Source organism: Staphylococcus devriesei (genome assembly GCF_002902625.1).
In the GTDB taxonomy this organism is placed as follows: domain Bacteria; phylum Bacillota; class Bacilli; order Staphylococcales; family Staphylococcaceae; genus Staphylococcus; species Staphylococcus devriesei.
Map to the genome: position 1 here is coordinate 69720 of NZ_PPRG01000043.1, position 15398 is coordinate 85117.

A 15398-nucleotide genomic window follows, 5' to 3' on the forward strand; every position below is an offset into this window, starting at 1 on the left:
ATCTATCACTTATGGGAATTTAGGAAATTGATCGAAGTCTGGATCGCGTTTTTCTTTAAATGCGTCGCGTCCTTCTTTTGCTTCATCCGTTGTATAGTAAAGTAACGTAGCATCTCCAGCCATTTGTTGTAAGCCAGCTAAACCGTCAGTATCAGCGTTCATAGCAGCTTTTAAGAAACGTAAAGCTGTTGGAGAATGTTTCATGATATCTTTACACCATTTAACTGTTTCGTCTTCAATTTGATCTAAAGGTACTACAGTATTTACTAAGCCCATGTCTAATGCTTCTTGTGCATTGTATTGACGACATAAGTACCAAATTTCACGTGCTTTTTTGTGTCCAACGATTCTTGCTAAATAACCTGAACCATAGCCAGCATCAAATGAACCTACTTTAGGCCCTGTTTGACCGAAGATAGCATTATCAGCTGCAATTGTTAAATCACATACTACATTTAACACGTTTCCGCCACCGATAGCATAACCTCTAACCATTGCAATAACTGGCTTAGGTATCACACGGATTAAACGTTGTAAATCTAATACATTCAAACGAGGAATTTGGTCTTCGCCTACATAACCCCCATGGCCACGTTTCTTTTGGTCTCCGCCTGAACAAAATGCTTTATCGCCTTCACCTGTTAAAATAATTACTGAAATATTTTGATCATCGCGTGCACGACTAAATGCATCAATCATTTCAGCAACTGTCTTAGGTGTAAACGCATTACGCACCTCTGGACGGTTGATTGTTACTTTTGCAATTCCTTCGAAGAATTCATATTTAATTTCATCATATTCTCTAAGTGTTTCCCACTGTCTACTCATTTTGCTCCTCCTTTAAAAAACCTACTACTATTGTATCAAATTCCGCTTCATCTTCCACATGAATTGTATGACCAACTTCTGAGAAGATATGGACGTGGCTATTACTTATCTCTTTAGCCATAGCCTGAGCTGTTTTAACAAATTTCTTATCTAATTCTCCCGCTAAAATGAGGCAAGGCACCTGTATATCCTGAATCTCATTCCATAAAGAAGGCATATGGCCCGTGCCATACTCACGCAATGCTTTAGCTAACTTGTGAGGTTGTTGAGACATTCGCATCTCACGTATCGCTTTCTTCTTATCTTTATCTAAGTCATATTGTGTATAAAATAAAGGGAGCTTTTCCCAATCATTTACGAATATTTCAAGACCTGCAATATCTAATACCTTACCTCTTGCAGCATCAACTTGTTGGCGCTCCACGCGTTCTTCTTCCTTCGCAATACCCGGAGACGTACTTTCCAATATAATGTGTTGTAACTTATGTTCACCATGTAACGCATAATATAATGCTATACGTCCACCCATTGAATAGCCTAATAGATTCAATTGATATTCTTTATAAAGCGCTAAGACTTCATCTATTTCCTTAGTTAAAAATGGGAAATCCCACGTAATGTCCATTGAAGTGGTATCTTGCCCATGTCCAGGTAAATCAATCGTTAAGACATTGGTTTCTTTTAACAAGGCTTCAAGGTGATTATTATACGTACGGCTATCACTAATAAAGCCATGTAATAATATTAGAAGTTGAGTCGCATCTTGATTAGATTGATGAAAATTATAATGTAGCATTTAATACCCCACTTAATTTTTTATATAAAGTATGATGTTGTTCCAAATTATCATCACGGTCAGTCGTTATTTCATAAATATGTGAACTCATGTGTGATAATTTTTCATGCGCAAAATCTGTTACAGTATTAAAACGTTTAAATGTAAAATCGTAAAGCAATGCCGTATATTCAAAATTCAAACCAGTTGGTGTGCCAAATAATCTTTCAAAGTAAGCCTCATCTAATGATTTTTGCGGAAGATAAGAGAAAATTCCTCCACCATCATTATTTAGCAACACAATATTTAAATGTATATCATTTAATTTCGCCATTAATAAACCGTTCATATCATGATAAAACGCTAAATCACCAATCAATAAGGTAATGTTTTTATGCACTGCCATACCTATTGCCGTAGACACCACACCATCAATTCCATTTGCGCCACGATTAGCGTACACTTCAATTTCTTTATTTAAAAGTAAGTTATCGATATCGCGTATTGGCATACTATTACTAACAAATATAGCATCTTCATTAGATAATTTATCAATTAATAAGTTTACGTAAGCCGCTTCATCTGTTGCTTGTGACATATGTTTAGAAATGATAGTACGTGCTTGCGTTTCTAATGTTTGCCATGTTTCTAACCAATCTTTACGCTTAACTGTTGGTTCTTCAATTAAATTTCTGAAGAAGTCATTTGCTGATATTTCGTAGGAAATACTTGGTGGCATTGGAAAGACATCAATCTTATCATTATTTTGTACAAGGATTTGAAATGCATTAGTACGCTTAAGCCATTGATTTAACTTTTTAGAAATAACCGGTTTACCAACACGAATAATAAAATCAACATCTAACTCTAAACCAGCACGATAATATAAATCGTAAGTCGTAATCACATTTGGATGATTATATTTACGTAGTTGACTTAAAGGATCGGCTAAGATTGGTAAATCATGAATAGTCGCATATGTCAGAATTTGATCCACTGCTTGGTGTTGCATATCTCCTACAATAATAAGCCCTTTTTTCTGTTTTAAAATAGCACTAATATCTTGAGTGTTAATATTTTTCTGATAATGTGGCAACGTTTTATTATAAGACGTAAGCCATTCTACTTTTTCGAGGTCTGGCGTTAGTGGCTCTCTAAACGGTAAATTGAAATGAATAGGTCCACGATGCGGGCCATACAAATATTGGCTCGCAATTTGCATTTGATAATAGATGGTGTCTGTCATTTGATCACTACCATCAGCTACAGGCATATCAAATTGAAACTTAACATAATTCTCAAACATATTTACTTGATTAATTGCTTGAGGCGCTCCTACACTTCTTAATTCATGAGGGCGATCACTCGTCAATACAATCATTGGAATACGACTAATTTGGCTTTCTGCAATTGCAGGTGTATAGTTCGCTGCTGCCGTACCTGATGTACATAATATCGCTACCGGTCTATTGCTTCCTTTTATTAAACCTAAAGCAAAGAATGCGGCACTACGTTCATCAGGGTGAATCCAAGTTGTAATGTTAGGATGAGCTTCAAACGCAATGGCAAGAGGCGTCGAACGTGAACCTGGGCTGATTACTACTTCGCGTACTCCATATGCATAAAGTTCTGAAGCGAACGTATAGACTTGTTTAGTTAATGCTTCGTTATGATTCATTCTTATCCACTACTCCTAATGCGTTCATCATTGGCGAGAATTTAACTGCCGTTTCAACAACTTCGCTCTCTGGATCAGAATCTTTAACAATACCGCATCCCGCGAAAAGGGTCGTCTGATTCTGTTTGATTAACATAGAGCGAATCGCCACAATAAATTCACAATCATCGTTCATATCAATATATCCTACAGGTGCGCCATAAAGACCACGCGTGCCAAACTCATGTTCTTCGATAAATTTAACCGCTTCTTCTTTTGGATAGCCACCTAAAGCAGGTGTTGGATGCATTTGATCTATTAACCCTATATAGGAATTACTTTTTAGTTTACCTTGAATTTTAGTATATAAATGGTACATGTGGTCATTTTTAAGAATATTAGGGGTTTGATTATAGTCTACACCTTCAACATACGGTTCAATATCATGTAGTATACTACGCACAACAAAGTCATGTTCTCCTAAGTTCTTTTTATCTTGTAAGAATGCTTCGATATTTTTTCGGTCTTCTTCCTCATTATGAGAACGTTGAATGGTTCCAGCTACAGCTTTAGTCGATAATACGCCATCTTCAACCTTTAACAATTGTTCAGGCGTTTGTGAAAAGAAGACTGACTCATTAGACTCCAATATAAAGAGATAACTATTTTTTTCGTTTTGAAGCGCTCTATTTAATACATATGGGATATCAATAGGTTTATCGAACTTAATCATCCGACGTCGCGCAAGAACAATTTTTTTATTTTCATCAAGCTGTTCAATTGCATTGCCAACGAGTTCTTTCCACTCATCTTTGTAAATATCTTCCATTCGTGTAATGTTCCCTAGTGTTTCTTCATGATCAGAATCATCTACATCTGCATTTTCAAAATGTGCAATAACATCTTTAAAATGCTCCATATCAAAATTTGCTCGTTCAACCGTGTAGGTCAATAATGTTTGATTATCAATTGAAGAAATAAGCACTTCCGGTACAACGAAGTGATTAATACCAAATTCACGCCATTCATCATCTGATTTATGACTTGAAAATTGGAAGCCTCCAATTACTTTTAGATGATGTTTTTTAGTTTCAAGATGTATTAATTCAACTTCGTTTTTAAATTTTTCCCATTCCCGAAAGATTGATTGTTTATTCTCAAAATTATTTTTAAATTTTTGAACAGCATGGTAGCCGAAAAACGAAGACGTATTATCATTTAAACGAAAATAAAAACGATCTCCAGCTTGGTCTTCTGTTAAATGAAATAACGCATCGGGTGTTAATGTTTTATCTAATACCACTTCAACAGAAACCCAACTTTTATTACTTTCGTATATAGATTCAATAATTTCGCCTTCTTTTAAATTCGCAGCCATTCATTTCACTTCTTTCATTATCTATTTTTACTCATTACAATATTGTATCATTTTTGACTATTTATAGTGGCATAATTGCTTAATCAAATTATGAAATATTTCACGTAATTTGACCTTTATAACCTATTCCTTTAAAATACATATGTTAAAACTTTATATTATAAGAGGTAGATTAATTATGGCAGATCAATATCAACAATATTCTACTGTTAGAAAATATTGGCACTTAATGCGACCTCATACACTTACTGCTGCAATTGTACCTGTATTAGTTGGTACAGCCACTGCTAAACTTTTTTTATTAGGAAGTCAAGATAACATTAAACTCAGCTTATTGTTAGCAATGTTAATTGCATGTCTTTTAATTCAAGCTGCAACAAATATGTTCAATGAATATTATGACTTTAAAAAAGGTTTAGATGACCACACTTCTGTTGGCATTGGTGGCGCTATCGTCAGAAATGGTATGAGCCCTAAACTTGTCATGAATCTAGCAATAGCGTTTTATATTATTGCCGCTTTACTCGGTATCTATTTAGCTATACATAGCTCATTTTGGATTATCCCAGTAGGTCTTGTATGTATGGCTATCGGCTACTTGTATACTGGTGGACCTATGCCAATTTCATGGACACCATTTGGTGAATTATTCTCAGGTCTATTTATGGGAATGATTATTATTTTGCTTGCTTTCTTTATTCAAACTGGCAATATTAACGTCTTTGTAGTTTGGATTAGTGTCCCTATCGTTATTACGATTGGTCTTATTAATATGGCAAATAATATTCGTGACCGCGTTAAAGATAAAGCAAGTGGACGTAAAACTTTACCCATTTTATTAGGTAAACGTGCTTCAATTATGTTTATGGCTGCGATGTACATACTCGCTTATGTCATTGTTATCTTTATAGCTTTATTCGTCCCAGGCGGTTCACTATTTTACTTATTAGTATTATTATCATTCCCTATGCCAGTGAAAGCAATTCGTCGTTTCAAAAAGAACGATACACCTGCTAGCATGATGCCAGCTATGGCCGCTACAGGTAAAATGAATACAGTATTTGGCTTTTTATATGCTTTAGGTATTTATATCAGCGCATTACTGGGCGGTATTTAAAGCTAGAATATTGACTATATTATCCAACATGATTGTTTTAAAGCAGTTTATGTTGGATTTTTTATTTAACTAGTTAATCTGGCATATAAACCATATGTAAATAATTATGCCCATACAAATTAATATCTTCTGTCCATATAAATCCTAACCGTTCATAAAGTTTTCGTGCTTTCGGATTATCATAATCACAACTTAAACTCCATTTATAATTTGGATAACTGTTGATGAGGTATTCAAATAGTTGCGTAGCAATACCTTGCCCCCTAAACTCAGGAAATGTAGCAACGGTTTCGATATACCATTCATCGTCATGTGCTTCTTTTAAAGGTAATGGCGTCCCTAAACTTTTTATATCTTCTTCAAGTGCCAATTCTAGCCAAGAACTCTCTAGCATCATTTCCTTTGCTCCATCATATGCAATGATACAACCGGCAACTTGCCCTTCTTGTTCATATACCCACACATTCTGATAATTTGTACGATAATTAATATTAACGATACTTTCTTCTATAGCGTATAACACTCGTTCCTTAGTAATATGATTAATAATATCGAGCTCCATATCTTGCCAAATAATATAACATAATTCCGCGATTTGCTTATTATCACTTGGTCTCGCCTTACGTATCATATCCCATTATCCCCCTTTCAGTTGCATTTAATTACATTATATAGAACTTCCAAATATTATTAAATTAATTGTAAATTAGATGATTTGCTTTTTATTCGAAAATGATTAAAATGTGGATTTAAGGAGGCATCGTGATTATGAAAGTAAATAAAACGTTATATGTGCTATGTACTATTTTCTTAGGCGGCGTTGGTATTCACAAATTCTATGCTGATAAAGTATGGCAAGGCGTACTCCATTTAGTATTCTTTTGGACAGCTATCCCTAGCATTGTTTCAATTATTCATGGACTTTTAATTATATTTACAACTAAAGCGGATCAATACGGTTATATTACGTTGTCTAAAAAAGATATATAAGACTTACTTTTATTAAATTTATAAGTTTCTTCTTAAAAATTTTGAAATATATCTTTAACTATACGTGAATCGGGTAGAATTTAATAACCATTAAGTAAAGGAGCAAGAAAATATGAATATCGTTAAACGCGTCTTAAGAACGCTTATTACTGGTTATTTAGTAAAATGGATTCGTGATAAAATAGAAGGAAGATCAAAAGGCGGTAAAAAGTAATAACATAAAAAGGTCTATTCGCTAACTTAACTTTAAGTAGTGAATAGACCTTTTATAATGAACTACAGGATCCTGATTTACTCATTTAGAAATGCCTCCAAATTTTTGTATTCATTGGTATAATTAATAAAATCTGTTTCATTCTTATTAATTAATGTTTCATCAATTAATTCAATAAGTTGCTTTTTACGTGCTTGTCGAAGGGCCTCATCAATTACTAGCTCAACTCCAAGATCATTAACCGTTGTTACAAAATCTTCTAGCGTCGTGTGTTTGACGTTGGTATTGTAATGCATTACAATCACTGCCTTTCTTATTTATTTATTGATAGTATACAAGTTTTTATTTTTTTAATCAATCGAATATTCTGACTTTTATCAAAAATAAGTGTAATATTATTTATTAAGACACGCTTGACAACACATAATATTTTTATATAATAATTACATATTATTAGTTACAGACAATACAGATTTACTGATAATATAATATTATAAAAAGGAGGGTTTAGATGAAGCAAAATTCATCATCGCCTAATACCGTCTATATTATCCGTAAGGGTGACATGGTAATTAAACCTATATTTGATGAGCATGGTCAAACTAATGGAACTAAAATTATGAAGTATGACACGTCAACCGAAACTAGTCCTTTTAAAACTCAAAAAATCATAGAACGGTCTTGTAAGTTTTATGGAAACAATTACATTAGCAAAAAATCAGAAGCACATCGAATTGCAGGTATCACAAGTAAACCTCCGATCCTGCTAACTCCTTTGTTCCCTACTTATTTATTTCCTACCCATTCGGATCGCTTAGAAGAGAATATGTGGATTAACATGCACTACGTTTTAGAAGTAAAACCTCTTAAAAATCGGAAAAGTAAAATCATTTTCGCTAATGAACAAGCTTTAAACCTCAACGTTTCATATCATAGTTTATGGCACCAATACTCAAATTGTATTTATTACTATTACATGGTTGATAAACATGCGCGTATGAAATCTAATAATCCAGAAATGCCTATCGACTATGAAAAATCCACGCTAAATATTTTCGAAGCACTTTCACACTAATCCCTATTACAAGATAGATAGTTTTATGTTTAATTTTAAAATATACGGGATTTTTATATTAATATAGTGTAAATATTCCGTATATTTTTTGAAAATAATCCCTTGCAAAATTTAAGTTTATTGATATAATAATACTTGTGCTCATTAGATAAATCATATTAATCCGCAGTAGCTCAGTGGTAGAGCTATCGGCTGTTAACCGATCGGTCGTAGGTTCGAATCCTACCTGCGGAGCCATATGGAAACGTACTCAAGTTGGCTGAAGAGGCGCCCCTGCTAAGGGTGTAGGTCGCGAGAGCGGCGCGAGGGTTCGAATCCCTCCGTTTCCGTACGTTAAAATAACCCCTCGTTTATGCGAGGGGTTATTTTTGTGTTTATATAAAGCTCTGGACATATCTAGAAAATCTTTATCCAGAGCCTTATATCTATATTTAATTTCTATTCCATTAATACTTCTACTAATAAGACATTAATTTTAAAATATTTTCTTTGTCGATGTCTCCGAAATAGTGATAAAAATCATAATTTTCCATGGCTTCTTTAATATGTGTATAATCATGAAGAGCGCCAACTAAAGCATTTTCTAATTCGGTTATATCCCCTTCACCAAAGAAATCACCGAATATTCTTGCATGTTCGATTTTACCTTTTTTAACATCAAATTTAATTTGCACGAAACCTTTTTCGAACTTCTCATCACGTTCAAAATTATAGTTAGGATTTCTTCCATAGTTCCAATCCCAGGTACGATATTTTTCATTACTTAATTCTTCAATTTTATTCCAATCTTCATCTGTTAATTTATACTCTTCTACTTCGTGTTCACCGAAAATGGTTTTCAAGATGATTTGTTTAAATTCTTCAATAGAAATTGATTGTTCTAAAAATTCATCAATATTAGCGACACGTTTACGCACAGATTTAATACCTTTAGATTGAATTTTTTTAGGGTTAACTCTTAACGCGTTTTGCACCTCACCTAAGTCACTATTAAGCATTAATGTCCCATGGCTAAACATTCTTTCTTTAACTTTAACCATCGCATTTCCTGAAATTTTAGCTTGCCCTACTTGGATATCATTTCGTCCAGTCATTTCGGCATTAACGCCCATAGATTGCAATGCTTGTACGATAGGTTCTGTAAATTTTTTGAAATTATGGAAACTATTGCCATCATCGTCAGTAATAAAACTAAAGTTTAAATTACCCTGATCGTGATAGACAGCGCCACCTCCAGAAATACGACGGACTACATGAATATTATGTTCATCTACATATTGTTTGTTGACCTCTTCAATGGTATTTTGGTTTTTACCAACAATAATGGATGGACCATTCACGTAAAATAAAAAGTAACTATCATCAGCGGGTAAGTGTTTTAATACGTACTCCTCCATCGCAAGATTAATAGTAGGATCGGTAATATTGTTGTTGCTTACAAATTTCATATTTATCTCTCCTTATATCTCTCTGATATATGCCCTTAATCTAGTTATGCCTTATAATTATATATATTGCCAATTATTTACTCAAATTTGACATTATTTTCAAAATTAAAATATTATTTGCTATTTTTAGCATATATTTGTTTATTATTAGGCTAAATTTTAGTACAATATAGCCTAGCTATGATTTGAGGAGGACTCGTAATGACTGTTGCAGAAGTAGGAAATATTGTAGAATTTTATGACGGTTTAAGAGGCCGTGTTGAAAAAATTAATGACAATTCAGTAATTGTTGATTTAACTATTATGGATAACTTTAATGACTTAGACTTACCAGAAAAAACAGTTATTAATCACAAACGATATACGATCGTTGAATAAGAAGGTTAATATTAAATGAAAAATATATCGAAAGCTTTAATTTGGTTTATTGCAAGCTTTATTGTATTCCATTTGATTCTATATATTATGTGGGGAGAGCATCAAGAATACTGGTATTTATACACAGGTATTATGTTGATTGCTGGCATTAGTTATGTTTTCTACCAAAGGGATATTGAGTCGAAACGTTTATTAACTTCTATTGGGGTTGGAATTATAACAAGTATCGTCTTGATTTTTGTTCGGTTTATCTTCTCGTTATTTACTCCACAAATAACGTACGCTGAGCTTATTAAAGAACTATCAAGAACAGGCGTATATTTCAAATGGCAAATGCTGGTAACCTTGATTTTTGTTATACCTTGTCATGAATTATATATGAGAACAGTTTTACAAAAAGAATTAACTCGTTTTAAGTTACCTAGCTGGTTAGTCATTATTATTACTGCTTTATGCTCAAGTTCGTTATTTATATACTTAGACAAATGGTGGATTGTAGCATTTATTTTCGTTGCTCAATTAGTTTTATCATTTAGTTATCAATACACACGTCGTATAGTAACTACATCATTAGGCCAAATTGTCGCCATCATCTTGTTATTAATATTTCATGGATAAAAAACTTTTCTTAGTTTGAATAGCTAAGAAAAGTTTCTTTTTTTAGTAGTAATTTGTAACGCACATACGTTTATATTATTGAAGAGAGCATTAAATATTTACTTTAAAGTTGTCTATGACTAATAAGTTATAATTTGGCTCTTTTAAATTTTTAGCAATAAGCATACTCATAGGTAAATTGTGAGTAGCGTGATGAATCATAGCCCCATCTAAATATTGACGATAATTTCTGTAACAGTAATCTGTCATCGTAACTCTATATTCCTCATTTAATTCTACGTCTTTCAAACTCACCCGATTAAATAGTTCTTCTGACATATCCACTTCATATTCAAAACCTTGCCATATGGTACATAAAGTTTCATCTACAATTGTCATAGTTAACTGTTCATTTTCAAATTGTATGTAAGAATATGTATATTCAATCATGTCTTTAATTTGTTGACCAGTCAAAGTTAAATCAAGTGCTTTATCTGGGTGTGGATAGGCATAATAAATATCTTCATTTGTAATTACATCGTTAAATCCTTTTTCGCCATTTTTAGGCACATTAACACATGTAATAGTATTATCATAAGCCAATTTAAGACTATCATGTAGAAGTTGGGTAAATGGATGTGTCTTACTTAATAAATCTTCTAGGCCGTTAATTTTCATATCATAATTATTTTCAGAAACCACTTCTTTAGACCAATGTTCAACTGCTTTACGATCATAATATGTCATATTGAGTAACTCATCATCTTCTTTATATTCACTTAAGTCAACCACTGCAGATTGTATATCTTCTTTTTCGAAAGTACTTGTTCTTTTTTTAAATTTTATTTTAACGTGAATTAATTCTTGTGCATTTTGACCAGCTTGAACATACACTGTCTCATAATCATTACCTATTATCGTTTGGTGTTGATGGGCGGTAATCATTAAATCAATTACTCCAATTTCTTTCATTAATTTTTCAGCTTCATGTGAACTCTCTCCATGACGGTGATTCGTCTGACTAATCTTATTTAATCCACCATGATAAATAACAATTAAGAAATCCGGATGTTCAGTTTCATGAATATATCTGATCCATCGTCTAGCTGAAAATAACGTTTTTTCAATAGAGACATCTGTTTCCATTTCAGCGTATTCATTTTTCATTAAACCATCAGCCGTCAAGCCAACAATCGCTATCCTAACATTGTCATATTGTTTAATCACATAAGGTGTTGAAAAATAAGGCTCTTTCGTTAGTGCATACTCTATATTGGCTGATAACCACTGAAAGCGTGCTAATGATACGGAACGTGTTAAAAATGATAATCCGAATTTAAAATCATCGGGACTTACCCCACTCGCGTCATACTGCATATCATTCATTAGCTTAACCATTGGGTGACGTTTATATGGGGCTACAATTGCGTAATAATAGGCTTCCAGAGAACCTGCTAAACTACCTCCGCTATCAAGTAAAATAACATTATCATTATTTTCTCTAACATTTTTAACATACGCACCAGCGCGATAGATATTCGATCCATAATCACCATTCAAAAAATGGCTATGCATGTCAGACGTTGCCAAAATATCTATATTTATATTTTCGTTTTTTTCCACGTTTACACACCCCTTATTTAAGGTTAGTTTAACATTTATTAAACCCTGTGTGTTATTCATTTAGTTTGTTTTAAAACAGATAAAAAGCCAGTCTAAAACATATTTCTATGCTTTGACTGACTTTGCTAATTAACCTATTTGTACACGTTCTTTAAGATAATGGAATTTATCTGGTTCTTTACGACCTGCAATCATAATGATAAATGAAATAAGACCTACACGTCCTATAAACATTAATATCATAAGTATGGCCTTTGTAAGTCCACTAATATCGTCAGTAACGCCTAATGATAACCCACATGTTCCAAAAGCTGACATGACCTCAAAGAATACTTGTAAGAACGTTAAATTACTCTTTTCCGTAGCTAAAATAATAATCATGCTTGTAAATGTAAGCAATGACGCCATAGTAAATACCGCGAACGAACGCTGTATATCTACGACATGTATTTCCCTATTAAAAACTTTGATAGCCGATTTTTCAGTATTATTATTAAAATTAATAACAAATAAAATTAAAATCGCAAAAGTAGTGGTACGAATCCCCCCACCAACTGAACTTGGAGAAGAACCTATAAACATTAAAATACTCATTAATACATTTGTAGCATCACTAAAGTTTGTAACATCAATCGTTTGTAAACCAGCGCTTCTCGTCGTTGCCGATTGAAATAGAGAATAAAACAACGACTGATGCCAGCTTAAACCTTTAAAAGCATGATTGTGTTCAAGCGCTAAGATTGCTAACACACCAAAAGTAAATAAAAAGAAATACGTTGTTGTAGTTATCTTAGTAAATAATGAAAATCTAAAATGACTTACTCTATTTCTAACATAAGCTCTGATTTCTAATAACACTGGAAATCCTATTGAACCTAATACGATTAAAAACATTACAATTGTTTGCACGAAATAATCTTTCGCATATGGCACTAAAGATTGACCTGTGATGTCTAATCCACCGTTTGTAGTAGCAGATACAGAAACAAACAGTCCTTGCATCAATGAATTTTTCAAATCTGGATTATCTCTATAAAAGTAAAACGCTAATAATAAAGCGCCAACAAATTCAATCGTTAATATCGTTTTAATAATTTCTAGGATTAACTTTACCGTTCCGCTCATCGTATCTTTATTATTATCTAGCATAATTAATTGACGTTCACGAATACCAATATGTTTACCGAGCACTACCCATAAAACAGTACCAATTGCCATGACCCCGATTCCACCGATATTCAGAATAACTAGTATAATTATTTGGCCAAAAACGGAATAAGTATCAACAATATTTATTGGAGATAAGCCAGTTACACTGATACCAGAGACAGCTACAAACAGTGAGTCTATAGGGCTCACGGACACGCCTTGTTTATGTACAAACGGTAAGTTTAATAATAAAAATGCGACGACTATAGCTATTAGATAATATAAAACAATCCCTTGTTGAGGACTTGATTTTTTTAACAACTTACCGAAAATAGACATTAACTTGTCACCTCAACGTTATTTTAATTTAATTTTTATTTCTTGAGATTTTCCGTCTCTATATATTTTTCCTGTCAATGTTGCTAAATCCTGTCTATGATTGAAAATAATCTGTCTATAATCTAAATTATTTTTTATTGTTTTACTATCTAATTCTACAACTACATCGCCAGTTTTTAAACCAGATTTTTCACCTAATCCACCATCTTTTAACTTTTCTACTACTATACCGTTCGCAATATCATTTGGAACATCTAAAATTTCACGTTCATAGCTGTTAAGGTCTTGTACATTTTCAATGGCGATACCTGTATTAGGATAATCGATTTTACCTTTCTTTTCTAGTTCATTAGCTATCTCTATAGCATCGTTAATAGGGATTGCAAAGCCCATACCTTCTATATTTGGCATATTTATTTTTAGTGACACTATACCAACAAGTCTTCCACTATCATTTACTACAGCACCACCCGAATTCCCAGGATTAACTGAGGCATCTATTTGAAACGCTTTAATACGTTCATCATTTTCGTTATCTTGGTTAAAATCTACAGCTACCGCTCTGTTCAGTCCCGAAACGATACCTTTAGACACACTATTTTTAAAGTCTTCACCTAATGGATTGCCTACTACAATAATAGATTCACCTAAAACCAATTTACTAGAATCTCCAATCTCAATTGGTTTAATGTTCTGATCTTTAATATTCGCCTTAACCACTGCAATATCAGACCATTTATCTTTACCAACGAGTCTTGCTTCTGTTGAGGCATGATCACCATAAGTTACTTTGATTTTATCACTACCACTTATAATATGATTGTTAGTTAAAATAAAAAAAGCATCGCCTACTTTTTTGTAGACGACACCTGAGCCAAGTTCACTATTTGAATTTGTATTTGTTTGTTGAACTGAAGTTTTCTTAGGTGCGTCACTTTCCACTGTTACTACTGACTTAACAGTGTTGTTTGCGTTTTTCATAGTTGATGTATACTTCAAATGATTATCCTCACTTTGGTTAATACTACTACCTTGATTAATACTAGAAATAATCGCGTTTAAAAGTAGAATAATTAAGATAATTGCTATAACAATAACAATTTTAGCCCAATGTAATTTAAAGAATGCTTTCACTTGATCCATAAAGTTAGTATTGTTTGATGCTAGTTTTTCCTTATCATTAGCTTGCTTTTCTTCAGAGGAAGTATGATTTTGCGTATTATCGTTATTATTTGATGTTCGATTGTCTAATCGTTTAGAACTATTAGTAGTTTCTTTAGTTAAGGTTGGATTTTGTTCATCTTTACGCTCTTTACCTAACTTAGTATTGTCCGTTGTTTCACTAGCTTCATGTGTATTATCGCTTTTAAACGGTTTCTCTGCCTGTTCTGTGTGATGAGTTGTAAGGTTGGTTTGTTTGTTTTTCTCTTTTTTTAGAGCGCTTTGTTCTTCTTTGTCTTTATTTTTTCTTAATCTGCTATATTCAGGCTTAGATGAGTTAGAATCATTTGTATCTTTATCAATACTAATAGTTTGATTATCTCCATTTTCTGAAGCTTTATTTTCTTTCTTTAGATGTTGTTCTTCAGGCAAAGTTAAATTATGTGATTCCTTCGATTTACCTTCAACTTTAGAAGTAGACTCATTTTCTGCTCTTAGCTTTGCTAGATGCTGCTGTTGTTGAATTTCTTCTTGAGTGAGTTTTTCAATTCGCGCTTTTCTCAAATTGTCTTTTACACGTTCTTCATTAAGCTTTGCTTGTTGTTGTTCTTTTTGAGTTAAGCGCTCTCTTTGCTCTTTTTCTCGCTTAATCCTAGCCTCACGCTCTTC

The 15398-nt window shown here is 32.9% G+C and carries 16 protein-coding genes and 2 tRNA genes; 8 read left to right on the forward strand and 10 right to left on the reverse strand.

The genetic code is table 11. The annotated features are described in order from the left end of the window. Positions 1-9: 9 nt before the first annotated feature. The 4 genes from menB to CD147_RS07395 are packed head-to-tail and all read right to left on the reverse strand — an operon-like array spanning position 10 to position 4638. Complete coding sequence (menB, locus tag CD147_RS07380) at positions 10-828, reverse strand: 1,4-dihydroxy-2-naphthoyl-CoA synthase (protein ID WP_103166777.1); 819 nt, start codon at positions 826-828, stop codon at positions 10-12. Beyond that, positions 821-1624, reverse strand: a complete 804-nt coding sequence (gene menH, locus CD147_RS07385) for a 2-succinyl-6-hydroxy-2,4-cyclohexadiene-1-carboxylate synthase (RefSeq protein WP_103166778.1) — start codon at positions 1622-1624, stop codon at positions 821-823. Before menH ends, menB begins: the two co-directional genes overlap by 8 nt. Beyond that, positions 1611-3281, reverse strand: coding sequence for a 2-succinyl-5-enolpyruvyl-6-hydroxy-3-cyclohexene-1-carboxylic-acid synthase (menD, locus tag CD147_RS07390; protein WP_103166779.1), 1671 nt, complete (start codon positions 3279-3281; stop codon positions 1611-1613). The genes menH and menD overlap by 14 nt, the downstream gene beginning before the upstream one ends. Beyond that, complete coding sequence (locus CD147_RS07395; RefSeq protein ID WP_103166780.1) at positions 3271-4638, reverse strand: isochorismate synthase; 1368 nt, start codon at positions 4636-4638, stop codon at positions 3271-3273. The genes menD and CD147_RS07395 overlap by 11 nt, the downstream gene beginning before the upstream one ends. Positions 4639-4816: 178 nt before the next feature. Between CD147_RS07395 and CD147_RS07400 the strand changes: the two genes are divergently transcribed. Continuing rightward, positions 4817-5755, forward strand: a complete 939-nt coding sequence (locus tag CD147_RS07400; protein WP_103166781.1) for a 1,4-dihydroxy-2-naphthoate polyprenyltransferase — start codon at positions 4817-4819, stop codon at positions 5753-5755. A 73-nt stretch (positions 5756-5828) separates the two neighbouring features. On the opposite strand, the gene CD147_RS07405 is transcribed toward CD147_RS07400, so the two are convergent. Further along, a complete protein-coding gene (locus tag CD147_RS07405; RefSeq protein WP_103166782.1) occupies positions 5829-6386 on the reverse strand; it encodes a GNAT family N-acetyltransferase in 558 nt (185 codons plus the stop codon). A 137-nt stretch (positions 6387-6523) separates the two neighbouring features. Between CD147_RS07405 and CD147_RS07410 the strand changes: the two genes are divergently transcribed. Then, positions 6524-6745 (forward strand): TM2 domain-containing protein, encoded by a 222-nt coding sequence (locus tag CD147_RS07410; RefSeq protein ID WP_103166783.1) that lies wholly within the window; start codon positions 6524-6526, stop codon positions 6743-6745. A gap of 112 nt (positions 6746-6857) precedes the next feature. Beyond that, positions 6858-6959: an SAR1012 family small protein gene (locus CD147_RS12455; protein ID WP_252866595.1), complete on the forward strand. Its 102-nt coding sequence runs from the start codon at positions 6858-6860 to the stop codon at positions 6957-6959. A 77-nt stretch (positions 6960-7036) separates the two neighbouring features. On the opposite strand, the gene CD147_RS07415 is transcribed toward CD147_RS12455, so the two are convergent. After that, positions 7037-7255, reverse strand: a complete 219-nt coding sequence (locus tag CD147_RS07415) for an IDEAL domain-containing protein (RefSeq protein WP_103166784.1) — start codon at positions 7253-7255, stop codon at positions 7037-7039. Between the two features lie 215 nt (positions 7256-7470). On the opposite strand from CD147_RS07415, the gene CD147_RS07420 reads away from it, so the two are divergent. The 3 genes from CD147_RS07420 (at position 7471) to CD147_RS07430 (ending at position 8363) form a co-directional block, all read left to right on the forward strand. Further along, positions 7471-8034 carry a competence protein ComK gene (locus CD147_RS07420; RefSeq protein WP_103166785.1) on the forward strand — a complete coding sequence of 188 codons (564 nt, stop codon included), beginning with the start codon at positions 7471-7473 and terminating at the stop codon, positions 8032-8034. A 162-nt stretch (positions 8035-8196) separates the two neighbouring features. Beyond that, a tRNA-Asn gene (locus tag CD147_RS07425) sits at positions 8197-8271 on the forward strand. A 3-nt stretch (positions 8272-8274) separates the two neighbouring features. Further along, positions 8275-8363, forward strand: a tRNA-Ser gene (locus tag CD147_RS07430). Between the two features lie 129 nt (positions 8364-8492). Here the strand turns inward: CD147_RS07430 and CD147_RS07435 are convergent. Further along, on the reverse strand, positions 8493-9482 hold the full coding sequence (locus tag CD147_RS07435) for a lipoate--protein ligase (protein ID WP_103166786.1): 990 nt from the start codon (positions 9480-9482) through the stop codon (positions 8493-8495). Positions 9483-9683: 201 nt separating this feature from the next. Here CD147_RS07435 and CD147_RS07440 point away from each other — a divergent pair, with 201 nt between their 5' ends. Together CD147_RS07440 and CD147_RS07445 are read left to right on the forward strand one after the other, a co-directional pair. Next, entirely contained in the window at positions 9684-9860 is a 177-nt protein-coding gene (locus CD147_RS07440) for a YkvS family protein (protein WP_103166787.1), read from the forward strand. A 15-nt stretch (positions 9861-9875) separates the two neighbouring features. Further along, positions 9876-10478: a CPBP family glutamic-type intramembrane protease gene (locus CD147_RS07445; protein WP_103166788.1), complete on the forward strand. Its 603-nt coding sequence runs from the start codon at positions 9876-9878 to the stop codon at positions 10476-10478. 90 nt (positions 10479-10568) lie between these two features. Here the strand turns inward: CD147_RS07445 and CD147_RS07450 are convergent, their stop codons facing one another. The 3 genes from CD147_RS07450 to CD147_RS07460 all read right to left on the reverse strand — a co-directional run. After that, positions 10569-12080 carry a bifunctional metallophosphatase/5'-nucleotidase gene (locus tag CD147_RS07450; protein WP_103166789.1) on the reverse strand — a complete coding sequence of 504 codons (1512 nt, stop codon included), beginning with the start codon at positions 12078-12080 and terminating at the stop codon, positions 10569-10571. 129 nt (positions 12081-12209) lie between these two features. After that, complete coding sequence (locus CD147_RS07455; protein ID WP_103166790.1) at positions 12210-13568, reverse strand: TrkH family potassium uptake protein; 1359 nt, start codon at positions 13566-13568, stop codon at positions 12210-12212. An 18-nt stretch (positions 13569-13586) separates the two neighbouring features. Then, the coding region (locus tag CD147_RS07460; RefSeq protein ID WP_103166791.1) for a S1C family serine protease at positions 13587-15398 on the reverse strand (1812 nt) is incomplete at its 5' end.